24 protein-coding genes are annotated in these 25423 nt (G+C 64.3%); 7 read left to right on the top strand and 17 right to left on the bottom strand.

The features are described 5' to 3' along the window. Positions 1 to 76: 76 nt before the first annotated feature. The 11 genes from J2852_RS21950 to J2852_RS21900 form a co-directional block, all read right to left on the bottom strand. Complete coding sequence (locus tag J2852_RS21950) at positions 77 to 598, bottom strand: hypothetical protein (protein WP_209879745.1); 522 nt, start codon at positions 596 to 598, stop codon at positions 77 to 79. Positions 599 to 643: 45 nt separating this feature from the next. Beyond that, positions 644 to 1546: a hypothetical protein gene (locus tag J2852_RS21945; protein WP_209879742.1), complete on the bottom strand. Its 903-nt coding sequence runs from the start codon at positions 1544 to 1546 to the stop codon at positions 644 to 646. 403 nt (positions 1547 to 1949) lie between these two features. Then, complete coding sequence (locus J2852_RS21940) at positions 1950 to 3176, bottom strand: tyrosine-type recombinase/integrase (protein WP_209879739.1); 1227 nt, start codon at positions 3174 to 3176, stop codon at positions 1950 to 1952. A 129-nt stretch (positions 3177 to 3305) separates the two neighbouring features. After that, a complete protein-coding gene (locus tag J2852_RS21935) occupies positions 3306 to 4325 on the bottom strand; it encodes an agmatine deiminase family protein (RefSeq protein WP_209879736.1) in 1020 nt (339 codons plus the stop codon). 150 nt (positions 4326 to 4475) lie between these two features. Beyond that, complete coding sequence (locus J2852_RS21930) at positions 4476 to 5327, bottom strand: ABC transporter permease subunit (protein WP_209879733.1); 852 nt, start codon at positions 5325 to 5327, stop codon at positions 4476 to 4478. Next, positions 5324 to 6247: an ABC transporter permease subunit gene (locus J2852_RS21925; protein ID WP_209879730.1), complete on the bottom strand. Its 924-nt coding sequence runs from the start codon at positions 6245 to 6247 to the stop codon at positions 5324 to 5326. Before J2852_RS21925 ends, J2852_RS21930 begins: the two co-directional genes overlap by 4 nt. Continuing rightward, a complete protein-coding gene (locus J2852_RS21920) occupies positions 6244 to 7395 on the bottom strand; it encodes an ABC transporter ATP-binding protein (RefSeq protein ID WP_209879727.1) in 1152 nt (383 codons plus the stop codon). Before J2852_RS21920 ends, J2852_RS21925 begins: the two co-directional genes overlap by 4 nt. A 126-nt stretch (positions 7396 to 7521) precedes the next feature. Continuing rightward, on the bottom strand, positions 7522 to 8622 hold the full coding sequence (locus tag J2852_RS21915; protein WP_209879724.1) for an extracellular solute-binding protein: 1101 nt from the start codon (positions 8620 to 8622) through the stop codon (positions 7522 to 7524). 176 nt (positions 8623 to 8798) lie between these two features. Further along, entirely contained in the window at positions 8799 to 9209 is a 411-nt protein-coding gene (locus J2852_RS21910) for a hypothetical protein (protein WP_209879721.1), read from the bottom strand. A 171-nt stretch (positions 9210 to 9380) separates the two neighbouring features. Continuing rightward, positions 9381 to 10757, bottom strand: coding sequence for a tyrosinase family protein (locus J2852_RS21905; protein ID WP_209879718.1), 1377 nt, complete (start codon positions 10755 to 10757; stop codon positions 9381 to 9383). A 268-nt stretch (positions 10758 to 11025) separates the two neighbouring features. After that, complete coding sequence (locus tag J2852_RS21900; protein ID WP_209879715.1) at positions 11026 to 12369, bottom strand: glutamine synthetase family protein; 1344 nt, start codon at positions 12367 to 12369, stop codon at positions 11026 to 11028. A 180-nt stretch (positions 12370 to 12549) separates the two neighbouring features. Between J2852_RS21900 and J2852_RS21895 the strand changes: the two genes are divergently transcribed. Together J2852_RS21895 and J2852_RS21890 are read left to right on the top strand one after the other, a co-directional pair. Beyond that, positions 12550 to 13830: an NAD(P)/FAD-dependent oxidoreductase gene (locus J2852_RS21895; RefSeq protein WP_209879712.1), complete on the top strand. Its 1281-nt coding sequence runs from the start codon at positions 12550 to 12552 to the stop codon at positions 13828 to 13830. A 119-nt stretch (positions 13831 to 13949) separates the two neighbouring features. Continuing rightward, positions 13950 to 14963 (top strand): hypothetical protein, encoded by a 1014-nt coding sequence (locus tag J2852_RS21890; RefSeq protein ID WP_246499896.1) that lies wholly within the window; start codon positions 13950 to 13952, stop codon positions 14961 to 14963. Positions 14964 to 15884: 921 nt separating this feature from the next. Here the strand turns inward: J2852_RS21890 and J2852_RS21885 are convergent. Together J2852_RS21885 and J2852_RS21880 are read right to left on the bottom strand one after the other, a co-directional pair. Continuing rightward, on the bottom strand, positions 15885 to 17306 hold the full coding sequence (locus J2852_RS21885; protein ID WP_343206798.1) for an FAD-dependent oxidoreductase: 1422 nt from the start codon (positions 17304 to 17306) through the stop codon (positions 15885 to 15887). A 16-nt stretch (positions 17307 to 17322) separates the two neighbouring features. Further along, positions 17323 to 18444: a polysaccharide pyruvyl transferase family protein gene (locus J2852_RS21880; RefSeq protein ID WP_209879709.1), complete on the bottom strand. Its 1122-nt coding sequence runs from the start codon at positions 18442 to 18444 to the stop codon at positions 17323 to 17325. Between the two features lie 122 nt (positions 18445 to 18566). Here J2852_RS21880 and J2852_RS21875 point away from each other — a divergent pair, with 122 nt between their 5' ends. The 3 genes from J2852_RS21875 (at position 18567) to J2852_RS21865 (ending at position 19990) form a co-directional block, all read left to right on the top strand. Next, positions 18567 to 19034 (top strand): HAD family hydrolase, encoded by a 468-nt coding sequence (locus tag J2852_RS21875; RefSeq protein WP_209879706.1) that lies wholly within the window; start codon positions 18567 to 18569, stop codon positions 19032 to 19034. A 241-nt stretch (positions 19035 to 19275) separates the two neighbouring features. Then, positions 19276 to 19551 carry an HU family DNA-binding protein gene (locus J2852_RS21870; protein WP_209879703.1) on the top strand — a complete coding sequence of 92 codons (276 nt, stop codon included), beginning with the start codon at positions 19276 to 19278 and terminating at the stop codon, positions 19549 to 19551. A 28-nt stretch (positions 19552 to 19579) separates the two neighbouring features. Next, on the top strand, positions 19580 to 19990 hold the full coding sequence (locus J2852_RS21865) for a Ros/MucR family transcriptional regulator (protein WP_209879700.1): 411 nt from the start codon (positions 19580 to 19582) through the stop codon (positions 19988 to 19990). Positions 19991 to 20207: 217 nt separating this feature from the next. Here J2852_RS21865 and J2852_RS21860 read toward each other — a convergent pair whose 3' ends face one another. Together J2852_RS21860 and J2852_RS21855 are read right to left on the bottom strand one after the other, a co-directional pair. Continuing rightward, positions 20208 to 20729 (bottom strand): GNAT family N-acetyltransferase, encoded by a 522-nt coding sequence (locus J2852_RS21860; protein WP_209879697.1) that lies wholly within the window; start codon positions 20727 to 20729, stop codon positions 20208 to 20210. Positions 20730 to 20868: 139 nt separating this feature from the next. Next, the gene (locus tag J2852_RS21855; protein ID WP_209879694.1) at positions 20869 to 21042 is read right to left on the bottom strand and encodes a hypothetical protein; all 174 of its coding nucleotides are present in this window, start codon (positions 21040 to 21042) and stop codon (positions 20869 to 20871) included. 292 nt (positions 21043 to 21334) lie between these two features. Here J2852_RS21855 and rpoH point away from each other — a divergent pair, with 292 nt between their 5' ends. Continuing rightward, positions 21335 to 22222: an RNA polymerase sigma factor RpoH gene (rpoH, locus tag J2852_RS21850; RefSeq protein ID WP_209879691.1), complete on the top strand. Its 888-nt coding sequence runs from the start codon at positions 21335 to 21337 to the stop codon at positions 22220 to 22222. A 230-nt stretch (positions 22223 to 22452) separates the two neighbouring features. Continuing rightward, the gene (locus tag J2852_RS21845) at positions 22453 to 23799 is read left to right on the top strand and encodes a globin-coupled sensor protein (RefSeq protein ID WP_209879688.1); all 1347 of its coding nucleotides are present in this window, start codon (positions 22453 to 22455) and stop codon (positions 23797 to 23799) included. An 85-nt stretch (positions 23800 to 23884) separates the two neighbouring features. Here J2852_RS21845 and J2852_RS21840 read toward each other — a convergent pair whose 3' ends face one another. After that, positions 23885 to 24055: a hypothetical protein gene (locus J2852_RS21840; RefSeq protein WP_209879685.1), complete on the bottom strand. Its 171-nt coding sequence runs from the start codon at positions 24053 to 24055 to the stop codon at positions 23885 to 23887. Between the two features lie 268 nt (positions 24056 to 24323). Further along, complete coding sequence (locus J2852_RS32265) at positions 24324 to 25391, bottom strand: glycosyltransferase family 9 protein (RefSeq protein WP_209879683.1); 1068 nt, start codon at positions 25389 to 25391, stop codon at positions 24324 to 24326. Positions 25392 to 25423: the final 32 nt, after the last annotated feature.

Below are 25423 nucleotides of genomic sequence, written 5' to 3'. Positions count from 1 at the left end.
GGAATACGGCTGGCCCATGGACGCAGACCCTTCGACGGTGTCTCACTCCAACAGCACGGGCCAGCCAAAATGCCGTCTACACCCAAAAACAATCCGCTTTAGTGAAGCGCGAGGGTAAAGCCGCCTCCAGGGCCGTTTGTTGCGCGTGGTTGATGGCCGCGCTTTGGCTTAGCGAGTGGTCCATGCGGATCGGCATCGGAAGGTTGCAAGAAATTCTATTGTGATGAAGGAGTAGCTGCTCTTCATCAGTCAGCTCTCTGAACGCGGCTTGCTCACGCGGTTCAAGGCAACTGAATGCTTCAAGAGCTTTCTCGACCTTTTCTTCCGCTGTCTTCTCCCCTTTACGGGTTCTCGCTGCCTTGGCGCTACGGATCGCGTGCTGTGCCTTCTGCCAATAGACCTCAGCGTCAGGGCTCATCTCAAACAAGCTGGGTCCTTTCATCGCAGCAAGCAGCGTGTTTCGGTGCTCCTGGTACTCTGCCTGTTGCTCGTTCGTGAGCAGGTCAGCGAATTCGGTTTCGGGAACGGTGGCTTCAGGCTCGGCCTTCAGATTTTCGAGGACGATCCTGATGTAGGCTCGACGCAAGTCATCAATCATTGCGTGTTCCGTGGGTGAAGGGCGGGGTTGCCCCCGCCCTCTCAATCACGCAGCCCGCTCAACGGCTCTTGGAACAATCTGTTCCTTGTCGACCGAGATCCAACGCCCTGTGATCGAAGTTCCGACCTTAGACACGTCGTCGGACGAAACCACCGGCTGATGCCCCTTGACGCTGTTGACGATCCGCATCTTTTCGGCTTCGGGCAGAACAACGGTACCGCGAACTTTCGCCCGCTTCCCGTCACAGTCTACCACGATGATGTGCGCACCCTTGGGGAGAGCCGACTTGAAGAAGGCCGACTTTTCCGCAACGCTGCGCCGCTCACCGTAGAGTTCAGTCCAAGTAGCGATGATGCCATTGAGCTTCTTTCCACGGTCGTTCGAGAAGTTCTCGATGTACTGAACCACCCGGTCAGGAGTTACCCCCATCTTCTCCAGGTAGGCCATTACATATGCGTACTTCTCAGCCGAGCGATCACGCTTCCAAGGAACGAGGTTGCTGCTGCCCATGAAGCTCACGAAGTCCTTGTCTTCCTGAAACTCCCCAAACATGCAAGAAACCAACGCCAGCCATTTGTTCTGGCCTTCCTTGGGCGACTTCACCTGATGCCGGATCAACTCTTTCGCGAGTTCTTCAACTCGATCAGGTTCCAAGGCTAGCAGCCCTGCCGCATAAGCATCGGCAATGAGCTGATAAACTCGGCATCGCTTCGCAACAGACAGTTTCTTGGTCTCGTCACTGTTCGTGCTCTTGACCTCACTGTTTCTGTAGCGAACCTCGTCAAACACAGACGCCAGAGACTTCTTTTCAACTTCGTTAGACATTGACTGCTCCATCTTGGAGGGTCCGGCACATACGTCCGGTCCACCACCGAAGTGGCCGCTCATGCGCTTCAAAATGGGCGGCAAATGCCGGCCCGAGGTTGCCGCACGGGCAAAATCGCCCATACCAGCTCAACCCTACCACGACCTTGGAGCCATGTAAAGAAGAAACCGCCCCTGCCCTGCCGCAGTCTTCCTTCACTCAAAGTGACGGCTGCTGGACCCTAACTATAGTTCGCCGTTCCATACGCCGAGCACAATGAAACGAGAGGCATCCTGCTGCCCATGCTCATCTCTTATTGACCGATCCTACACGGCTGCGGTATTATCCTGTGGGTATCCTACGCATACCGCGCACGCGGACCAAGAGCCAAATTGGCTTGCTAATGTTGCGCCTCACTCAGAGTGAAGCGTGAAGTCTGTTGAGTGCAGGCTCAACGGCTTGCCAACCTCTTCCACAGTAGGTGAAGGCGGCCAACACTGCATAAACCCTTAGCTGATCCGGAGCCGCCGAATGCGCTACCTGAACTCAGTTCGCCCACGCGGGCCGTTCGGGTGCGTTTTCGCTCTGTCGATGGGTCAGTAGTGCCGCCTTGTCGAGGTTTGCGATATGTCCGTAGTGGTCCATTATTATTTGAACACTCGTCCGCATGTTCCGCGCCAAATCCTCGATGGGAACGCCTCGGTCAAGGGCTTCGGTGGCTGCGGTATGGCGCAAGCTGTAGAGGGAGCGAGGCGTGCCATCGGTGTCGAGCCAGAGATCGAACCTTTTTAGGCAGTTGCGGAAACTCTGCTCAAGCAAGGGCATTTCTCCCTTCTTGTAGGCGAACACAAGGTCGTCCGGCTCCGTGTGCGGGCAGATATTGCGCCATTCGATCAGCAGCGGCCCGGCGTCATGTTGGACCACTACCCAGCGCGGCTCGACCTTGCCGCGTAGGAGGAACTGCACATACCAGTGGCTGTCCTTGTCGCTCCAGGTCGCCTTGACATCTCGCCATCGCAGCAGAGGCATGTCGTTCGTTCGCATACCACTGTAGTAGACCAGTTTCACAGCGTAGTAGAGCACCGTTCGGACCATTCGGTCGCGGTCGTTGCGCGCCTCGTTCTGCCAAAGCTTCAGGATCGTGAAGAGCGTCTTCATTTCCTGCGGCGTAAAGGCCGCACGCCGGTTTACCTTGGTCTTGGCGAGGGCCTTGGGCTTTTTCAGGCGAGGCACCACTCCGCGCTTCAGGTGCCCCTTGATCTCCGCCCACTCGATGATCTGGTTGATGGTGTTCAGTTCGGCGCCGATGGTGACCTTGCTGGGTTGGACGCTGCGCTTAGCGTTGGTGAGCCGCCATGTCCAATAGCGATCCGCTTCAGCATGGTCGATGCTGCTCAAAGGCCGACCTTTAAAGTAGGATTTTAGGTATCGCTTGATCGCTCCCTTGGCTACTCGGAGCACGCTGGCCTTGTATGCGCCCTTCTTGGCCAGTTCTTCTTTTTCCGCCAACCACAAGTCGCACGCCTTCTCTATGCGCATCTCGAAGACGGGTAGATTGTCCTCAACGCGCACCTGAAGCCGCATCCATCGCTTGCGCGCCTCGACGACAGCGGTGTGGATGTCGGTGGTCTTGAGGCTTTGCCGGACGTAGCGGCGGGTGCCGGGCACGTAGGCGCGCATCTGCCAGAACGGGCTCTTGCTGTCGCGCCAGATCAAGAGCCCGTCTTCAATCTCCTTGCGCTCCGCCAGCGTGGCCGCTTCGGCTTCCGACATGATACCTCGAAAGTTCGCAACTACTTCGCAACAATGCGCGCCACTTCCGAGGAAAATCAAGACCTCGCAACAAGTTCGCAACAGGACATTTCAGCCTTGCATCTGAAAATTCTATTTGTTTCCAGTGTCTTATCGGACCGCTGGTTGCTGTTGCGTAATGCAGTGGATGCCGCCGCCGCCGCGCACGATGTCCAGCGCCGGGACCTGGATCACCTCGCGGTCCGGGAAGGCCTTGCGCACCGTCCGGTAGGCTTCGTCGTCGGCCGGGTCCTCGAAGGCCGGCATGACGATGCCGCCGTTGGCAATGTAGAGGTTCGTGTAGGACAGCGTCAGCCGCACGCCGTTCTCGTCCCGCCGCGCCGGCTGGCGCACGGGGATGACCTCCAACTCACGCCCCTGCGCGTCGCGGGCGCGCTTCAGCCGGTCCAGATTGTCCTGGAACGCCTTGAAGTTGGCGTCGCCCGGATCGTCCGTCGTGATCGCCATGACCACGCCCGGCTTCACGAACAGGGCGATCTCGTCGATGTGCCCGTCCGTCTCGTCGTCCTGATAGCCCTCGCCCAGCCAGATGATCGTGGACAGGCCGAGGTGCTCCTTCAGCAGTTCCTCGATCTCCGCTTTGCTCAGGCTCGGGTTGCGGTTGGGGTTCAGCAGGCACTGCTCCGTGGTGATCAGCGTCCCCTGCCCGTCCACGTGGAAGGAGCCGCCCTCCATGACCAGTGGCGCCTCGAACCGGCGCATCCCCAGATGTTCCAGCACCATCCGGCCGACCTGCTGGTCCTTCTCGCAGCCCTCGTAGTTGCCGCCCCAGGCGTTGAACCGCCAATGGACGCCGCCCACCTGCCCTTTCCCATCCACGACGAAGCTGGGGCCGGTGTCGCGAATCCACGAATCGCTGATCGGAAACGGCAGGATTTCCACGCCGGCCCCGCAGGCCAGCGAGGCTTCCGCCACGTCCGCCGGGTCGCAGACCATGGTCACCGGCTCGAATCGGCTGATCGAGCGGGCAACCTCGGCATAGGCGTCCGTCGCCGCGTCGAAGGCGCCTTCCGGCCAGGTTTCCGGACGGCAGGGCCACGCCATCCAGCAGCGCGTGTGCTGCTCCCATTCGCCGGGCATGTACAGCCCTTCGGCCGCCGGTGTCGTCATCCCTCGATCCCTCGGTTCTTCAACGTTTCCGTCATCCCCGCCTTCGTGGGAATGACGGTGAAAGCTTGTAGATCGCTCTCTTCCCAATCCACCCTAACCATCGGACGGCGGATTTGGCAACGGGATGAACGGAGATGGGCTCAGGGGGGATCACCGCAGCGGGCGCGGAACGGTCTCCTGCACGGCCATCTGCTCGTCGCGCTGCTTTTGCCGGTGCTGGCGCGCCATCACCAGGCTGGCGATGAAGATGCCGGTGGAGACGACCAGCATCATCAGCGTGGCGAGCGCGTTGATTTGCGGGCTGATGCCGAACTTCACGCTGGAGAAGATGACCATCGGCAGCGTGGTCGATCCCGGCCCGGACACGAAGCTGGCGACCACCACGTCGTCCAGCGACAGGGTGAAGGCCAGCAGCCAGCCGGACACGATGGCCGGCGCGATGAGCGGCAGGGTGATGACGAAGAACACCTTGGCCGGCCGCGCGCCCAGGTCCATGGCCGCCTCTTCCAGGCTTTCGTCCATGCTGACCAGCCGCGACTGCACGATGACCGCGACATAGGCCATGGTGAAGGTGGTGTGCGCGATGGTGATGGTGGTGATTCCGCGCCCGTCCGGCCAACCGGTCAGCTGCTCCAGCGCGACGAACAGCAGAAGCAGCGACAGGCCCGTGATGACCTCCGGCATGACGAGCGGTGCCGTGATCATGCCGCCGAACAGCGTCCGCCCCCGGAACCGCCCGAAGCGCGCCAGCGCCAAGCCCGCGATGGTGCCTAGCACGACCGACGCCGTGGCCGTCATCGCCGCCACCTGCAACGACAGGCCGGCCGCGCTCAGAAGCTGGTCGTTGTTGAACAGCTCCGCGTACCATTTCGTGGAGAAGCCGCCCCACACCGTGACCAGACGCGACTCGTTGAAGGAGTACACGACCAGCAGCGCGATGGGCACATACAGGAAGGCATAGCCGAACCACAGCGCCCATGCCAGGAATCCCAAGCGCTTCATCGGCCTGCCTCCGTCTGGCGGCCCTGGACGTGCTGAAAGGCCATGATCGGCACCACCAGGAACAGCAGCAGCGCGATCGCCACCGCCGAGGCCACCGGCCAGTCGCGGTTGGCGAAGAACTCGTTCCACAGCACGCGCCCGATCATCAGCGTGTCCGGCCCGCCCAGCAGTTCCGGCGTCACGAACTCACCCACCGACGGGATGAAGACCAGCAGCGACCCGGCGACGATGCCCGGCAGCGACAGCGGCAGCGTCACGGTCAGGAACGCCTTCCACGGCCGGCAGCCCAGGTCGGCCGCCGCCTCCAGCAGCGTCGGGTCCAGCTTCTCCAGAGTGGCGTAGAGCGGCAGGACCATGAAGGGCAGATAGCAGTAGGTCATGCCGATGTAGACCGCCCAATCCGAATACAGCAGCTCGAACGGTTCCGTCGTGATCCCGGTCCAGCGCAGCAGGTTGTCCACCACGCCGTTGGCCTTCAGGATGCCGATCCAGGCGTAGATGCGGATCAGAAACGAGGTCCAGAAGGGCAGGATGACCAGCATCATCAGCGGCCCGCGCTTGGCCGGCTCCGCCTTCGCGATGGCGTAGGCCATGGGATAGCCGATCAGCAGGCAGCACACCGTCGTGACCAGCGCGATCTTCAGCGAGTTCAGATAGGCCAGGACATACAGCTCGTCCTCGCCCAGCCTAAGGTAATTCGACAGGTTCAGGACCAGCTGAAGCTTGCTCGTGCCGGCGTCCTCGTCGTGCAGCCAATCGACCAGCGGCGCGTAGGGCGGCTGGGCGATCACCGCCTCCGACAGGCTGATGCCGAAGACGATCAGGAACGGCACCAGGAAGAACAGCAGCAGCCACAGGTACGGGACGGCGATGACCGCCCCGCGCCTCCACAGCCCGACACGGCTCAGAAGGTCCTTCATTGCGTCAGCACCACGTTGGCGAAGGGCTGCCACGTCAGATAAACCGAATCGTCCCAGGTGATCGGCATCTCGGTGCGCCGCGTCAGGTTCGGCGCGGTCACCCGCACCGTCTTGCCCGTGTTCAGCTCCACCAGATAGATGGACACGTCGCCGAGGTAGGCGATCTCCCGCACGATGCCGCGCGCCATATTGCGCCCATCGGCGCCCGGCGGCGGCTCCTTGCTCAGCGCGATCTTTTCCGGACGCACGGCGACCGCCACCGTGGCGCCCTCCGGCCCGGACACGCCGTGGTCGATGTAGAGGTTGCAGCCCGCCTCCTCCGACCGGATCAGCACATGGTCGGCCTCGTCCTCGACCACGCGGCCTTCGAACATGTTCACCGACCCGATAAACTCCGCGACGAAGCGCGACTGCGGGTATTCGTAGATTTCCGTGGGCGTGCCGACCTGGGCGATGACGCCGTGGTTCATGACGGCGATTCGGCTCGACATGGTCATCGCCTCCTCCTGGTCGTGGGTGACCACGATGAAGGTGACGCCCAGCTTTTCCTGGAGGTTGACCAGCTCGAACTGCGTCTGCTCGCGCAGCCGTTTGTCCAGCGCCCCCAGCGGCTCGTCCAGCAGCAGCAGCTTCGGCCGCTTGACCAGCGAGCGCGCCAGCGCCACGCGTTGCCTCTGTCCGCCCGAGAGTTGATGCGGCTTGCGCTTGGCGAAGCGGCCGAGTTGGACGAGGTCCAGCATCTCCGCCACCCGTTCCCGGATTTCGCCCTTGGGCACGCCATCTTGGCGAAGGCCGAAGGCGACGTTCTGCTCGACGCTCATGTGCGGGAACAGGGCGTAGGACTGGAACATCATGTTGACCGGCCGCTCATAGGGCGGGATGCCGGCCATATCGACGCCGTCGATGTAGATCTTGCCCTCGGTCGGCGTCTCGAAACCGGCCAGCATGCGCAGCAGCGTCGTCTTGCCGGAGCCGGAGCCGCCCAGAAGGGCGAAGAACTCCCCCCGGTAGATCGACAGGCTGACGTCGTCCACGGCGACGAAATCGCCGAAGGCCTTGGTCACCTTTTCGATGCGCACATAGGGTGTCTGGGCCGGGTCCTGCCAGGGTTCCAGACGCGTGGGCTTGCGGATCGGCTGGACGGCCATCGGTGTCCTTCTCAAGTCCGGCTGACAGGGGAAATCCGACAGGGGATTCCGACAAGGGAACGCCCCGGCCGCCCCCTCATCGGGAACGACCGGGGCGCTGGTAGCGCATCGACTCTTAAGACGGCCTTACTTGCCAGTCTTGACCTTGGTCCACAGGCGCGTGCGGGCGCGCTCCGTCGACTGCTTGATCGCCTTCAGGGCGAACAGCTTGACGTTGCTGTTCTCCGGCACGAAGACGGCGGGGTTCGACTTCACGGCGTCGTCCACCGTCGCCAGAGAAGCCGGAACGGCGTTGGCGTAGTTCACCTTGTTGGAGATGGCCGCGATGTTCGCCGGGTCCAGAATGAAGTTAATGTACTCGTAGGCACCCGCCTTGTTCGGTGCGTCGGCCAGCACAGCCAGCGTGTCCCACCAGACCTGCACGCCCTCCTTCGGGGTGACGTACTCGACCTTCACGCCGTTCTTGGCTTCCTCGGCGCGGGCGGCACCCTGGATGGCGTCGCCGTTGTAGGACATCACCACGCAGGCGTCGCCGCCGGCCAGGATGTTGATGTTGCCGCCGGTCACGAACTGCTTGATGTACGGGCGCACCGCCATCAGCGTCTTCTCGACCTTCTCCAGATCCTCCTTCTTCTCGGAGTTCGGATCGAGGCCGAGGTAGTTCAGAACCGACGGGATCACGTCGGTCGCCGAATCCATCACGGTAATGCCGCAGGACGCGACCTTCTTGGCGACCTCCGGCTTGAAGATCAGGTCCCAGCTGTCGAGCGGGACGTCGGGGGCGACGGCCTTGATCTTTTCCGGGATGATCGCGATGCCGACGGTGCCGCCCAGATACGGGACGGCGAACTTGTTGCCGGGGTCGGACGCCTCCAGCAGCTTTAGCACCTTCGGATCGACGTTCTTCAGGTTGGGGATCTTCGACTTGTCGAGCGGCGCGACGACCTTCGCCTGGATCAGGCGCGACAGGGTCGGTTCGGCGGTCGGGACGATCACGTCGTAGCCGGACTTGCCGACCGTGACTTTCTGCTCCAGCAGTTCCAGGCTGTCGTACAGATCGACCTTCGTCGGGTAGCCCGTGGCCTTGGTGAAGTCGTCGGTCGTCGTCTCACCCAGATAATCGTTCCAGATGTAGATGTTGACGGGCTTCTTGTCCTGGGCCATTGCCGGCGCGGCGACCGCGACGGCGGCCACCGCGCCGAGGATGCTGAAAGCGAGTCGTTTCATGTCGTAAGCCCCCGAATTTCTTGGCCGAATTTCTTAGTCGTTCGGCAGGGGTGCGGCGCGCTCCGCACGGCGTCCCCGGCGCGGGCGTTATTGCACCCACGAAGGGGTGGGTTGTCAACGATTCGCGGGGGCGGCGAAGCACGATGCCGCGCGGTCAATGGGGGGCCGGACGAAGGCTATTCCGCCCTGAGGCGGACCGAGCGGATTTCCAGGGCGGAATTCTCCAGCTTCGTTTTTTCCTCCACGGGAACCAGCGTCACCGTCAGGGCCAGTTGGCCGTTCCCGCCACGCGCTGCCACCGTCTCGGCGGGCAGCGGAGCGACGAATTCCACCGCCTTGCCGACCTGCGGCGGCGGGAAGAAGCTGAACACCGCCAGGGGCTTCGCTCCGGCGGGGGGCGGTCCGGCGGCCGAGTCGTAGACCGCCACGGAATAGCCCTCCCCGCGCTCCACCCGCGTGGGCGCCACGGTGAGGGCCAGGAAATAGCGCTGCCCGCCCGCCGGCACGGGCACCGAAACCTCGGCCGGCTTGTGCGCGCCGACCGTCCCCAGCGCCTCTGTCGCCGCGCCGGCGGCGGAAAGGGGCATGGCGGCTCCCGTCAGGCCGAGAGCCGCCAGCGTTAACAAAGCCCCGATCGTTGGAAGGCACGCCGATTTCTTGCCCATGGCCGACCATCCGTCGTTCCAAACCGCTGAGAGGAAAAGTCCCTGACAGAGAAATTGGCGCGACGGAGCGGCATGGCAACCGGGCCGCGTGCGTCAGCTCTGAACGACGCGGACGCCGCGCACCGTGAAGGTCGGCGGCGCGCCGGTGTAGGGCTCCAGCATCACCGGGACCAGCTGCAGGCTGACGTCCGACGGGTTGGCGGAAGTGGCCTGCGACAGCGCCCTGGACAGGTCGATCACGATGTCCTGCGGCGCCGCGTGCAGCCGGTGGCCGCCGAAGAAGCTGAAGGAACCGGCGAAGCTCGGGTCGGTGGTGGGGGTCTGGGCGTTGGCGTCCGGCTTGTTGACGAAGACGTTGATCAGCATCGGCGCGATGGTCGGGGCGTTGCCCACCGTGATCACCGCCCGCACCCGTCCGCCGCCCGACGCGGTCGCCGGTGCCGACAGCATCCTGGTGCGGGAGCGCGCGCTGGTCAGCGGGATGGTGGTGACGTAAGGGGCGGAGACGACCGTCGGGTCGCTGGAGCTGGCGAGCGGAGCGGCGGCGGAAAGCGTCGCGCGCCGGGGGGCTTCCGCCAGGGCGATCTGCGCCGACGGCGGGGGCAGTCCCTCATAGCTGTAGCCGAGCCCCGGATAGTTCAGCGACCCGGCGGAGGCGATGCCGGTGACCGTCTGGCCTTGGCCGTTGACGAACTGCCCGCTGTAGTTCTTGTCCAGGCCCGGCGTCGTTGTCGCCTTGGCCTGCCACGACGCCCACATGTAGTCGACCATCGTGTGGTGCAGCCAGAAGATGGGGTCGAGCGGCGACATGCCGTCGCCCATGTGCCCGGTGCTCCCGCCGACCACGACGTGGCCGTTGTTGTGCGGGCTGGTCTCCAGCGACTGCCAGAAGGATATGAAGTCGGTGGAGGCCAGGATGCTCTGAAGGTTCTCCTTGGTGAAGGCGCCGCCGCGCACCGGGTCGCTCTGGACGCCCTGGCCCTTCGGCAGGATCCGGATGCCGATCGTCGTCACCTCGTCCGGCCCCCAGTTGTCCGACTGGGCGTCCGACTTGTCCTTCCAATAGGTGACGTTCAGCGCGTCCACGTCGTAGAACGGATCCGGGATATTGCCGGTGCCGTAGGACCAGTCCCAATAGGGCAAGGCGAAGTTCGGATTGCCGCTGAGCTGGCCGCAGATCTGCTCGAAATAGGTCAGGTAGTAGCGGTGCCAGTGGACGAAATCCACCGCCCCGTGCGGGCAGTGGTTCAGATGGATCAGCGCCTGATTGCGCCAGTTGCGCTGGTCGGAGGCCGGGAGCTGGTGCATCGCCGAGACCGCCTTGGCGTAATCCGTGAAGAACGGGTCGTCGGCCTTCAGGCTCATGACGTTGCGGCGGACCCGCCCGGTCTGGGCGCGGACGGTGGCCGGAACCAGGGCCGTGGCGGCGCCGATGGCGGCGGCCCCGACGATGAACTGGCGGCGATCCATGTGGCTCTCCCTATGGCTGTATGAATTTTCTGGAATTGCAATAATGCCGCGAGCAATCCAGCGCCATAAAGAGAAAAATTCACCACCTAGACAACCATCAGGACATCCCGTCACCACCCTCCATCAAGTTCTTTGAGTTGCATGCCTATGCGCGCAATTTTCGCGCCAAGTGTCCTGCAATAGCATGTGAGGATCAGGGACTCGGACATGCCCGCCGCGATGCCGAAGGCGGCGGGTATTCATCCGAAATCCGCAAACGGACGGGCCGTTACACGTTCAGCAGCAGGTTCTCGCGCTCCCACGAGCTGATGACCCGGTGATAGGCCTCGTACTCGGCCTCCTTCACGCAGGTGACCGCGTCCACGAACTTCTCGCCCAGGATTTCCTTCAAAGGCTTGCAGTTGTTGAACTTCGACAGCGCGTCGCCCTGGTGGCGCGGCAGCGTGAAGGCGAGGCGGTAGGCCGATCCCTTCACCGGCTCCGTCGGTTCCAGCCCCTGCGCCATGCCGAGGTAGCCGCAGGCAAGCGACGCCGCGATGGCCAGATACGGGTTGGCGTCAGCCCCCGCCACGCGATTCTCCACCCGCCGGGCGTCCGGCTGCGAGACCGGCACGCGCAGGCCGGTGGTGCGGTTGTCGCGGCCCCAATGCACGTTGATCGGCGCGTCCGAATTCGGCACCAGCCGGCGGTAGCTGTTCACGTTCGGCGCCAGCAGCGGCATGACGTAGGGCAGGTATTTCTGAAGCCCCGCGACATGCGCCATGAACAGCGCGCTGTCCTTGCCATCCGGTTCTGAGAACAGGTTTTTCCCGCTTTCCGCGTCCACCACGGACTGGTGGATGTGCATGGCGCTGCCCGGCTCGTTCTGCATAGGCTTGGCCATGAAGGTCGCGTAGACCTGATGGCGCAGCGCCGCCTCGCGCGCCGTGCGCTTGAACAGAAAGGCTTGGTCGGCCAGTTCCAGCGCCTCGCCGTGGTTGAAATTGATCTCGATCTGCGCGGCCCCGGCCTCGTGGGTCAGGGTGTCGATGTCGATGTCCTGCGCCTCGCAGAAGTCGTAGACCATCTCGAAGATCGGATCGAACTCGTTCACCGCGTCGATGCCGAAGGCCTGCCGCCCACTCTCGACGCGCCCGTTGCGCCCGACCGGCGGCACCAGCGGATAGTCCGGGTCCTTGTTCACCTGGACCAGGAAAAACTCCAGCTCCGGCGCGACCAGCGGCTTCCAGCCGCGTTCCTCGTAGAGCGACAGCACGCGCTTTAGCACATGCCGGGGCGAGAAGCTGACCGGGCTGCCGTCGGCGTAGACGCAGTCGGTGATGACCTGCGCCGTCGGCTCCTCGTACCAGGGGACGAAGCGAATCGTGCGCTCGTCCGGAATCATGTAGATGTCGGAATTCTCGTCCGACGTGACGTCCTCGTCGTCCGGATACTCGCCGGTCACGGTCTGGACGAAGATCGCCTCGGGCAGGCGCAGGCCGCGGTCGCGCAGGATGCGCAGGAACTTCTCGGCCGGCACGATCTTGCCGCGGGCGATGCCCGACATGTCGGGCACGAGGCATTCCACTTCGGTGATGCGGTTCTTCTTGATGAAATCTTCCATGAATCCCATGAAACGATGGACCGCACCGGACGGTGGGCAGCCCCTCCCTGCTGTTGAACAACCGCCACCACTATGACCCCGAAGCCCCCCATCGCGCCAGAGGGGAAGGTGGAGGTTGCCCCAATGGCTGTATCGGCGGCCGTATCGGCGGCCTTGACGCCCCCCGCCCCCGCCCCCTAACTCGGCACCATGCCAAAGCCCTCCTACCTGCGTTCCTGGTACGCCGACACCGCGACTCCGCACCCGCCCCACCCCACGCTGGAGGGGGAGAAGACATGTGACGTCTGCGTGGTCGGCGGCGGCTACACTGGCCTGATGACCGCGCTGGAACTGGCCGAGCACGGCTTCGATGTGATCCTGCTGGAGGCGCAGCGCGTCGGCTGGGGCGCCTCGGGCCGCAACGGCGGGCAGGTCATCACCGGCTACAACAAGCCGATGTCCACCATCGAACGCTGGGTCGGCCGCGACGACGCGCTGCGCCTGTGGGAACTCGGCGAGGAATCCAAGGCCCTCCTCGCCTCCCGCGTCGAACGGCACGCGATCGCCTGCGACCTGACCTGGGGCTTCGTCTACGCGGCGGTGAAGCCGCGCCATATGGCCGACGTGGCCGATCTGGACGGCGAGATGCGCGGCCGCTACGGCTACGACCGCATCCGGACGCTCGACCGCGCCACGGTACGGGAGCACGTCAACAGCGACGCCTACGTCGGCGGCCTTCACGACTCCGGCAGCGGCCACCTGCATCCACTGAACTACGCCCTCGGCCTCGCCCGCGCCGCCACGGCGGCCGGCGTCCGCATCTTCGAGCAGTCCCCCGTCACCGCCATCGACACCGGCGCCAATCCTTCCGCCAAGACCGCCAAGGGGAAGGTCCGCGCCCGCTTTCTGGTTCTCGCCGGCAATGCTTACCTGGGCAGGCTCTCCCCTCGCCTCGCCTCCATGATCATGCCGGTCGCCACCTACCTGATCGCCACCGAATCGCTGGGCGAGGACACAGCCAAATCCCTCCTCCCCACCAACGTCGCGGTCAGCGACATGAACTTCGTGCTGAACTATTTCCGCCGCTCGTCGGACCACCGGCTGCTGTTCGGTGGCGGAGTCAGCTATTCCGGCATGGATCCGCCCGGCCTGCGCCTGACGATGCGGTCCAAGATGCTTGCAGTCTTCCCGCAGCTGCGCGACGCGGCCATCGATCATTTCTGGGGCGGCAACGTCGCCATCACGGTCAACCGCATGCCGCAGGTCGGCCGTTTGACGCCGACGACCCTGTTCGCCCACGGCTATTCCGGCCACGGCGTGGCCCTGGCCGGCATGGCGGGCCGCGTGATGGCCGAGGCGATCCGGGGCACGGCGGAACGCTTCGACGTGTTCGCCCGCCTGCCGCACCAGCCCTTCCCCGGCGGACGGCCCTTCCGCACGCCGGCGCTTGTCCTCGCGATGCTCTGGTTCCGGCTGCGCGATCTGCTGTAGTGTGAAATCGCCTCACCGGCGGGGGAGCGACATTGGACCGCACCCCCCGTCCCCGGCGAACGCATAGTCTGTACCGATAACAACCCAGCCCCGAACATAACCCGAATGGCCCGCCGACCATGACCGACGCCCCCGACACCCCCACCGGCATCGACCCGGCCGACCCGGCCGCGACTCCGACGCCGGAGGGCGAAGCGCCGGCCCCCATGCGGGACACGCATTTCGATTTCCAGCACAAGGTGTTCAGCCTTCCCGGCGCCTTCTTCTGCATCGATCCGGGCAGCAAACAGCCGGTCCTGAACATCCTGCTGGGCGACCTGAAGGCGGCCCTGCCCTTCGTGACGTTGCAGGAATCCTTTCAGATCCCGGACGACAGCCACGACGCCCGCCTTCTGGAGGTCGTGACGAAGGGCCTGAACTACGTGAAGCAGATCCGCCCCGGTGAGCAGATTCCGGGCGAACTTCTGGACGGACGCGCCTCCTGGTCGGTGGAGGACAAGCACCGCCTGATCGCCAAGGGGCGCCTGACGGTTCAGCTCGTCTCCTGGATCACCGGCAGCGAGATGATCGTCGTGGACGCCGACGAACTGGAACAGATCGTCGAGGATCCCCAGACCAAGCAGCGCCTGAAGACAGCCTTCACCGAGATCGCGACCAAGCTGGGCATCACCGACAACGCCGAACAGTTCCTGACCGACCGCATCGACGACCTGACGCAGGAACTGTCCTACATCGAGGCGCTGCGCGACCGCTTCAACCACATCCGTGCCATCAGCACCGGCCTCGCCAAGCTCGGCCAGTTCTACCGGACGGACCGCACCTTTTGCAGCGAGATCGCCCGCATGCAGGGCCTTCTAAGCAAGCCGCTGAAGGAATACGACGCGATCTTCGAACAGGCCGACGCCCAGACCGGCGAGATCGTCGGCGCGCTGAAGGCGTTCGACACGACGGTTCGCTTCATCCGCAAGATCCGCGACGACCTCCGCGCCCGCCTCCTGGAGTGGGAGGAGTTGCTGCAAGCCTGGGACAGCACTCCCATCGAAAAATCCCCCGCCGCCGAGCAGCTGCAAAAGCAGACCTACCGCTTCCTGGCCAACCGCTTCATCGAAACCAAGGTCTGGGATCGTCGGTAAACCGGCGATTGTCTCCTCCGCCGCCATAGACGAGCGAGGGGGACGGTTGACCTCTCTGCGCGCCCATAATAGGATTATCGTCCTTCATTCTTCCGGGGGGACGCGCCATCACCGTCGCGCTGGGGTTCCGCCGAGGCAAGAGCTGCATCCCCCGCGACCGCACGCAGGGCTTGGCCGCGCTCGGCTTCTCCCATCCCACGCTGGTAGACGGCCTGGGACCGCTCCGATCCCAAGTGCCTGGACAGTTGCGTCCTCCGCTACGCCCAGGACGGCCGCGCCCCGACCAGCGGCCCCGACGCGCTGGACGGCCCGCCCCTCCCGCAATGCGAGGAAGGCCGTCTCGTCCCCCGCTCGCCCTACCCCGACGAAGTCTGGGCCCGCGTCGCCCGCCTGATCGCCGCCGGCTACTCACCCACCGAAGCGGGAGCCAAGGTCGGCCTGCACCGTACCACCATCTGGGGCGCCTGGCAGGAACACACCGATTTCCGCTACCGCACCTATTGGGAATATGTCTCTCTGGTCCGCGAGGCCCGCGTCAAACTCCGCAAGCACAACGACCTGCTCGCCCCCTCCTGGACCCTGCCGCCCGACGACGAGGGCCGGTTGGACCGCCCGTTGCCGCCGATCATCCCGGATAACACGGGCCCCCACCCTAACCCTTCCCCGCTTTCAGCGGTGGAGGGAACAACGGCGGAGTTCCCTCTCCCGCGCGGCGGGGAAGGGTTAGGGTGGGGGCACAGCACACCCGATCATTCGCCCGCCAACCGTTGTGCACCCACCGCACAACATACGCCCACCCACAACCCTCACCATCCCCCTAAAATCAAACGACAAACCGCCCAAAAACCCCGTTGTGCAGAACCCGTCCCCTGCACAATCCGCACAATGGTGCACAAGAAGGCAAGCAACGCCACCAGCGGCTCAGCCAACCTCCCGCAACAAAGCCCCCTGCCGCAGCAACTCCTTCTGCACGGCCCCGGCCACGACGTCCCGTGTCCTTGCCCTGCCCTTCGCGGCCATGGCGGCGCAGACGCCGGCAGCCTGCCCGGTCGCCATGCAGGTCGGCGTGACGCGGTAGGACGAATGGGCCTCGTGGCTGCCGGAAATGCAGCGGCCGGCGACCAACAGATTCTCCATCCCCTTGGGGAGCAGAGCCCGCAGGGGCACCTCGTACCACTCGCCAGAGGGAACGCGCTTCAGGACGGTCCCCTTCCCCGTCGGGCTGTGGATGTCCACGGGGTATGTGCCGCGTGCCACCGCGTCGTCGAACTTGGCGGCGCCCAGAACGTCATCGGCCGTCATATAATACTCGCCGACGATCCGGCGGGTCTCGCGCACCCCGATCCCGGTCCCCGTCTGGCAGTTGTAGGCGCGCTCGAACCCCGGCACATATTTCCGCAGGAAGGCGGCGATTTGCGCCGCCTGCCGGTGGCTCTCCCACTCGGCCCGCGTCAGGTCGAAGACGTTCGTCCCCAGAACCCCGGTCACCCGCGTGCAGTTCAGCGCGACCTCGCCCGGATGGGTGGTGGCGAAGAACAGGATGTCCTCGCGCGTCAAATTCAGGTCGCCGTTCGCGGTCGCCTTGGACACGAGATCCCACAACCCGTGCACGCCGCGCCATTGCGTCGGGTTGCCGTGCACGAAGTCGGAAAAGGCCGCGTGGTCGAACCCGACCATGCGGAACATCAGCGTCATGGGCTGCGTCAGCCCGTCCTCCTCCCGCCCGACCTCGTAGTCGCAGCCGGCGAGCGCCGCGATGTCGCCGTCCCCGGTGCAGTCGATGATGACATCGGCCTCAATCACCACCGGGCCGGACTTGGTTTCGAACACCACCCCGCTCGGCCGCCCCTTCTCGCCCAGCACGGTCGAGGCGAAGGCGTGCAGCAGCACCTTCACCCCCGCCTCGTCCAGGATCTCCTGCGCGGTAACCTTCAGGATTTCCGGGTCGAAGGGCACGGTGAAGCCGGTGTCCGGAGAGGGCGGGATCGCCCCGTGGCTGGCGTAGAGCCGCCCCAGGAACACGGCCAGGGCGCCGCCGACCACCGGCTCTCCCGGCCCGTGGTCCTGCGGCATCAGCGCGGTGTTGTCCACCACCGCGACCGAGCCGCGTTGGGTGTAGAAGCTCATCCAGGGCATGACCAGCGCCGCCGTGGCGTTGCCGCCCAGAAAACCGTAGCGCTCCACCAGAACCGTGTCGGCCCCGGCCTGCGCCGCGCCGATGGCCGCGCCCATGCCAGCCGGCCCGCCGCCGACCACGAGGACGTTGCACCGCCCTGCCCTCAAGGCTTGGCGAGGCGGCAGCGTGACGGTTTCCGGAGAGCTGGGACAGGTCAGGAACGGCACGTCGACACTCCTCTCGTCAGGCTATCGCCACATCGTCGCGCGGCCGAACCGTCTGGACGGCGAGCGCAACCGTGTGGCGGGCGCGGTCCTGAAGGTCGGGCACGCGCTGGCGCAGCAGCGCCTTCTGTTCGGCGCGGTTGTCCCAAAGCCGGTCGAGGTCGGCCAGGAAGGTCCCCGCCGTGGTGTGCCCCGCCATGGCGCGCGGCTCCAGCCCCAGCGAGGCCAGAAAGTCCCAGACCTTCGACGCGTAGGGCAGCGCGATCAGCGGCGTTCCGGTGATGGCGGCGAAGATCAGGAAATGCAGCCGCATGCCGACCGCCATCTCGAAATGCTCCATCAGTCCGATGATCTGGCGCGGCTTGTACTGGTACTTCAGAAGATGGGCGTGTTCCGGGAGGCTCATGCGCCCCATCACCCGATGGGCTTCCCGCACGTCGGCCAGTTCCATCGGCACGAAGACCACGTCAGCCCCAAACCGCTCGACGATGAAGTCCGCCGCCTCGGCCAGCAGCTGGTGGTACGCGGTCTCCGACAGGTCCGGCGCCGCCGCGCCCTGCTCGCGCACCGACAGGCCGACCAGAGGGCGGTCCCTGGGAATACCGGCTTCAGCCAGCATGGCGTCGGTGAAGGGTTCCGGCTCCAGCAACAGGGCGGGATCAGCGGTGACCGTCACCGGGACGGTGACCCCGATTTCCTCGATCAGGCGCTTGGCGCTTTGCTCCCGCACGGTGATCCCGGCCATGCGGTCCAACCCTTCCCGGACCGCCTCCCGCTCCACCCGGTCCTTCAGCGGCCCGACACCGATGGCGAAGGTGTATGTGGGGATGCCGAGATTCTGCGCGATGGTCACTTCCCGCAGGTACGTCTGGGCCTCGCTGTCGTACAGGATGCCGCCGCCGCCCAGCAGAAGCAGGTCCAGCCGCTCCACCTCCGGGGTGATCTCGTCCCGCATGGCCTCCCGAGGGTTCAGCACCCGGTCCACCGCGTGGTTTTCCTGCGTGTGCTGCGCGTTGCGGGTGAAGACCACCACCTCCACCCCCGGCACGGTGGCGCGCAGCTGCGCCACCGCCGATGTCAGGATCGCTTCGTCCCCAAGGTTCAACCCCCCATACGATCCTGAAATGCCTATGACGGTCATACCCCGCTCCCCAAAAGCGTCTTGCCCAGCAACCCCACCCCACCGGCGAAGGTTCCCCAAACATCTCCGCTCCTCCGGGGTTATTCTGTGGTCGAACCACCTGAGGAACCGACGGTCCCCCGATGACGAAGCTGGAGTTGTTTCTCGACCTCGACGGCGTGCTGGCCGACTTCGACCGCGGCGTGAAGGCCGTGACCGGCAAGCGCCCGGAGGAATTGCCGATGAAGGTCATGTGGCGGGAGCTGTCCCGGCATCCCGACTTCTTCGGCACTTTGGAGTTCATGCACGACGCCCAGGATCTCTGGCGCTTTTGCGAGCCCTACGAGCCGACGATCCTGACCGGCCTGCCGCTGGGGTCCTGGGCGCCGGAGCAGAAGCGGCGCTGGGTCGCCCACATGCTGGGCTCGCACGTCCGCGTCATCACCTGCATGGCCCGCGACAAGCACCGCTACGGCGGCCCCGGCAAGGTGCTGGTGGACGACCGCGAGAAGGCGCGCGAACCGTGGGAGTCCGTCGGCGGCCGTTTCATCCTGCACACCAGCGCCAAGACTTCGATCGAAGCCCTCAAGACGCTCGGATTCTCCGGGTGACGCGGAGAAGCGGCCCGAAATGCCTGCGAGTCGCGGGAATCCCGGCGCCGGCAGAGGCTCCGCATCCAAGCCGGCACGGGTTCCGCGGCCGGCTTGATGCATACGGGCCACAGTTCCGGCAAGAAGTCAGACCCTGTAAAACACCCCAGGTTGCCTTGGGCGCCTTGGCTCTTGTGCGGATGGTTTCCTTCTGCCAATAACACGGAAAAATCCGCAGTCAATCCAGCCCATGGAGTTGTGCATGAACCAGGCCGAACTCATCGAAACCGTCGCCACCAGCGCCGGCATCAAGAAGACCGAAGCGGCCAAGGTCGTCCAGTCGGTGTTCGAGGGCATCTCCTCGGCGCTGGGTCGCGGTGAAGAGGTTCGCCTGGCCGGTTTCGGCATCTTCGAGGTGGCCGAGCGCGCCGCCCGCGAGGGCCGCAACCCGCGCACCGGCGAAGTCGTGAAGATCGCCGCCTCCAAGGCGCCGAAGTTCAAGCCCGCCAAGCAGCTGCGCGATTCGGTCAACGGCTGATACGCACCGGACCCAGCGGAGCGCCACAATGACCATCGAACCATCGGAACTGCAGACGCTGACCGCGAAGGTCGTGGCGGCGTATGTCGGCAACAACACGGTGGCGGTCGGCGACCTGCCGTCGCTGATCAGCAACGTTCAAGAGGCGTTCCGCGGTCTGGGTGAGGAGAAGGCCGCTCCGGTCAAAGCCGAGCAAGCGCCTGCCGTGCCGATCAAGAAGTCGGTCACCCCCGACTACATCGTCTGCCTGGAGGACGGCAAAAAACTGAAGATGCTCAAGCGGCATCTGAAGACCGTCTACGATCTGACGCCGGACGAATACCGCGTGAAGTGGAATCTGCCGCCGGAATACCCGATGGTGGCTCCGAACTACGCGAAGGCGCGCTCGGAAATGGCGACGAAGCTCGGCCTCGGCCGCAAGCGGGCCGTCCACGGCTGACGCCCCAAGGCTGACGCTGGCGCTATTGGCTTAGCGATCAACGGGCGCATCCACCGGGTGCGCCCGTTTTTCATGCTCCCGCTTCTCATAACCGGATCACGGGATCTGCGACATTCCACTCATGGCGCCATTGTGCGCTGCGGCATAAGCTTTGGTCATACGCCTCTGGAGCGTTTCCTCCCTTACTCAGGCCGTTGGTGATCGCCGACGGCCTCTTTTATTGCTCGGGAAGGGTTCTGTCGCCGTCCCCCAAGGCCCGCTGCATCAGGACGCCGTCCACCCACCGACCGAACTTGAAGCCGACCGATCTCAGGACCCCCGCCGGCTCGAAGCCGAGATGCCGGTGAAGCCCGATGGACGCCGCGTTCCCGCTGTCGCCGATCACCGCCACCATCTGCCGGCATCCGGCTTCGGTGCAGCGGTCGATGATCCCCGCCAGCAACGCGCGCCCGATGCCCCGCCCCATGCAGCCCGGATCGATGTAGATCGAGTCCTCGACCGTGAAACGGTAGGCGGTGCGCAGGCGGTAGGGACCGGCATAGGCGTATCCGGCGAGTTCGCCGTCGATCTCCGCCACCAGATAAGGAAACCCGCGCTCCAGCACGTCATCCCGCCGCCGCCCCATCTCGGCCTGGTCCGGCGGCACCTCTTCAAAGGAGGCAAGGCCCCGCAACACATGATGGGAGTAAATCGCCTGGATGCGATCCAAGTCTGAAGCTCGACTGTCGCGAATGATCATGGGGGAACCCTGTGTCTTTCCTCCAGGCTAACACGCCGGTTGCAACCCACGCTAGCCGACGATTGCCGAGGAGGCGAGTAGCGGCAAAGCAAGGGCATCCCGGAAGAAAAGGCTGGTCGCATGGCAGAGCGCTCCCATTTCAAAATTCCGCGACCGCCCCGCTTTCCCGGCTGATCGCAAACAAAGCGCCTGGACGCCGCCCCATGACGTTCGGCTGATCGCGATATTCCGAAAGGCTGGTTGGGTCGATCGATGTTTTGGCTTTTTGGCTGAGACTGGCCAAATGGACAGGCCCAAAATCGCTCGTCTCCAAAACGTCAGACCTCCTCCGCGAACAACCACAACAAAGGTTCTCACTTTTGGAACAACTGTCTCGGCTGTAGAATAGCCGGGATATACGACGAAAAATATTGTCGGAGAACCGTTTACAGGCTTGATCCAACTTGGTCATCCCGGCACATTATCGGTGTCTGACTGACGCGATCCTGAAGAAGTTCGGCGAAATTCCATAAAACAAAGGCCGAAACGATGAGCGCTCTCAGCGTTCATCGGCAGGGTAAGGCGTCACGGCTGACGGTGGAGAGTTGGAGAGAGGAGGCCTTGGAGTGCTCAAGAAACTCCTGACTGGTGAAAATGCCAGCCTGACCCGATACGTCGAAGAATCGAAGCGCTTCCCCATCCTCGCCCCGGATGAAGAGCGCGAACTGGCCGTTGCCTGGCGCGACCGCGGCAGCGCGCCAGCGCTCGAACGTCTGGTCGGCAGCCACCTCCGGCTGGTCATCAAGATCGCGCGCGGCTTCGGCGGCTACGGCCTACCCTTGGCCGACCTGGTGGCCGAAGGCAACGTCGGACTGATGCAGGCCGCCCAGAAATTCGATCCCGAGCGCGGGTTCCGCTTTGCGACCTACGCCACGTGGTGGATTCGAGCCGCCATCCAGGAATACATCCTGCACAGCTGGTCGCTCGTGAAGATGGGCACCACCGCCGCGCAGAAGAAGCTGTTCTTCAACCTGCGCCGCCTCAAGAGCCAAATGGAAGAGCTTGAGCAGGGCGACCTGTCGCCGGAAACGGTCACCGCCATTGCGACCGAACTGGACGTTCCGGAATTGGAAGTGGTGGAAATGAACCGCCGCCTCTCGTCCAACGACAGCTCCCTGGACGCCACGCTGTCCAGCGACGGCGAGACCAACTGGCTGGAGTTGCTGGCCGACGAACGTCCGACCCAGGAAAGCATGATCGCGGAAGCCGATGAGCTGGCTTTGCGGCGGCGCTTGGTCGGGCAAGCTCTGGAGCGGCTCGACGACCGCGAACGGCGCATCCTGTTCGAGCGCCGGCTGAAGGACGACCCCTCGACTTTGGAGGCGCTGAGCCAGCAGTTCTGCGTGTCGCGCGAACGGGTGCGTCAGATCGAGGTGCGCGCGTTCGAGAAGTTGCAAAAGGCGGTGCTGAGTGCCGCTCAGGCGCTGCGGCGTCCCGCCCACATGGCGGCTTAACCCGCTCGAGTCGCATACAGAACGGCCTCCATAACCTTTCCGTACACACGACCGGCGGCTGCCATACGGCGCCGCCGGTTATTTTTTGCGCCTGCAATGTACCTGCGACAATGGGGACCGTTTTCACAACTCTATCACCACACCATAGTGGCCCACTCGCAGTAGATTATTTTGCATTCTATACAAATCCTGCGTAAGCTGCCGTCGACCTTTCGCCCGAGGAAGCCGCCATGTCGCATGCCGCCCAGACTCAGTCCATCCTCGACCGCATCTCGTTTCTGCGCATCGACGAAACCGGAAAGGCCGCTCTTCGGGAGTTCCAGCCCTATCTGGCGCAACGCATTGACCAAATCCTGGAAGATTTTTACGGTTACCTGCGCACGATCCCCCAGGTCTCGCATCTTCTTGTCAATCCGGCGACGGTCAGCCGCGCGCGCGACATGCAGAAGCAGCACTGGCTGAAGAGCGTTTTCACCGGCACTTTCGACGACACCTACATGGCGCAGGTGCTCAAGATCGGTCAGGCGCACCAGCGAATCGGCCTGGAGCCGCGCTGGTACATGGGCGCCTACTGCTTCACCCTGAACAAGCTGATCGACCTTGCCGCTCAAGTGTACCGCAAGAAGCCGGAAAAGCTGGCGCTGCTGTTGCAGTCGATCAACAAGGCTGTCTTCCTCGACATGGATTTGGCGACCTCGGTCTATGTCGATCTGAACACCGCCGCCATCATCTCCCGCGAATTGGGCAGCACCGCCGACGCCTTCGAGCGTGAGGTCAAGGGCGTGGTCCAAGCCGTGGCGAACGCCGCGCAGACGCTTCAGGGCACCGCCCAGAAGATGAGCCGCACGGCCGAGGAAACCAGCGTCCAGTCTACCCAGGTGGCGGCGGCGGCCGAGGAAGCCTCCGTCAACATCCAGACGGTGGCGGCGGCGGCGGAGGAACTGACCGCCTCCATCGGCGAGATCAGCCATCAGGTGACTCAGTCCGCGGCCATCGCCAGCGAGGCGATGTCGCAGGCCGAACGGACCAACAACACGGTGCAGGGCCTTGCGGACGCTGCCAGCAAGATCGGGCAGGTGGTGAAGCTCATTCACGACATCGCCAGCCAGACCAACCTGCTGGCGCTGAACGCGACCATCGAGGCCGCGCGGGCCGGAGAGGCCGGCAAGGGCTTCGCGGTCGTGGCGTCGGAAGTGAAGAGCCTCGCCAACCAGACGGCCAAGGCGACCGAAGAGATCAACGCCCAGATCGGCGCCGTTCAGGGTGCGACCCAGGAGGCCGTCGGCGCGATCCGCTCGATCTCCGAAACCATCTCGCGGATCAACGAGATCTCGACGTCGATCGCCACGTCCATGGAAGAACAGGGCGCCGCGACCACCGAGATCGCTCGGAACGTTCAGCAGGCGTCCATCGGCACCCGCGAAGTAAGCGAGACCATCGTGCGCGTCAACGGCTCAGCCGCCGACACCGGCAGCGAGGCGCGCAACGTGCTTGACGCGACCAACGAGTTGACCCGCCAGTCTTCCACGCTCGGCACCGAAGTGGATCGGTTCCTGGCGCGGGTGCGCGCTGGTTGACCGGTGCACCGAATGGGTGCGCGCCTGATCGGCTTCATGGATGCCGTCGGCGCGCACGCCCTTTCCGGTGTCTCATATGGTCTGGTCACATCGCTGTGCGGACGACCATGTCGCTCACGGTCACGTTTTCAGCGCGCGCGGCCTTCCAGACATCGTCAAGCGAGCGCCAATAGCTGCGCCCCGCCAAGGTCTCCACCGCCCCACCGCGCATAACGACGAAAAGCCCGGTACGCCCAAGATTCACAACTCTCATCATGGCTGTGCCCTCCACCGATTCAGACGATTTTAGATAAAAGTTTCTGTCCACCGGGGTGATTCAGTCTTTATCGTCCTTCGTTTAGACACTTACCGAAACACGCGAAGGCTGTCAACGCGGTCTGCGGTTGTATGCCTTTGGCTCAGTTCAATGAGCAGGGTGCCAAAAGGTTGCACGACCGCGGCCACGCGTCGTCATGCCGTACGGTGCCGCATTAAAGTCTCGCTCGTGTTGCTCATGCTTGCAACCGGTCAACCGACCTATTCCGTCACGCGGTGATATCCCACCCGGCCAAGGCCTCCCGGATCTCCTCGACGACAGCTTCCCACTGGCCGGGAGACAGCTGGCGATAAAGGAGCATTGTCGGGTACCAAGGACTGTCAGAGCGGCCAAGCATCCAGCGCCAGTCCGCTTCATGGTGGAGTATCGTCCAGACCGGCGCCCCCAGCGCACCAGCCAAGTGAGCGACCACCGTATCGACGGAAACAACGAGGTCCAAAGCCCTGATCGTCGCCGCGGTATCGAGCAGATCCATGCTGCGCGGGCCTCGGTCGCAAAATGGGAGCGCTCCGGCGTGGTCCAGCGGTGCGCCTCGTTGCAGGCAGACCCAATCGATGTCCGGCACGCTCATCAATCGTTCGACCAGCGATGACGGGAGCGACCGGTGCCCTCCGTCCCAGCCGCCGGCCGCCCAAGCCAGCCCGACGGTCAATCGCCCTCGACGCGTCAGACGAGCCGCCTGTTCGGCCACGCGTTTGGCGTCCACCGCAAGGTAGGGAACCGAAGCCGGCAAGGTGTCGAGAGACGTGCGGAAGGCAAAAGGCAATTCCATCAGTTCCGCCTGCACCGAAATCCCGGGCAGTGGCGCGTCGTCGGACAATGGAACCAGTGTCTTCACACCGGGAAACGTCGAGAGCAGGTCATGAACGGCCTCCGGCGCTTGCACCGTCAACCGTGACGCCTGCCGCGCGACGAGCGGCAGGTAACGGGCGAATTGCACGATGTCACCGAGCCCATGGTAACAGCGCACCACCACCGACCGTCCATTGAACGGCGTGCCGTCCCACACCGCCCGCTGGTGAAAGGGCCGGTCGGTCCGGTTGAGATCGGCGGGATTCATCGCCGCAAGCACCTGGTCGCTGATGGTCCAGGCGGCCTCGAACTCTCCCAGCAGCATGTGCGCCTTCCACCGCTCGCCTCCGATGGCGAGCGGATCGACACCCAGCATCATGGCCTGATCGTACAGGTCCAAGCTTTCTCGGACTTGGCGCGCTCGCAACAGCGCAGCGGCTCGACCGAGCAGGTCGACCGCTTCCGGCGGCCAAACGGTGTCCACACGTCTTCTCCGTTCAGAACCCGATCGCCGGA

The sequence above is a fragment of the Azospirillum soli genome (genome assembly GCF_017876165.1).
Taxonomy (GTDB): Bacteria; Pseudomonadota; Alphaproteobacteria; order Azospirillales; family Azospirillaceae; genus Azospirillum; species Azospirillum soli.
The sequence above is the reverse complement of the archived record's forward strand: the minus strand, read 5'-3'. Positions and strand labels throughout refer to the sequence as shown.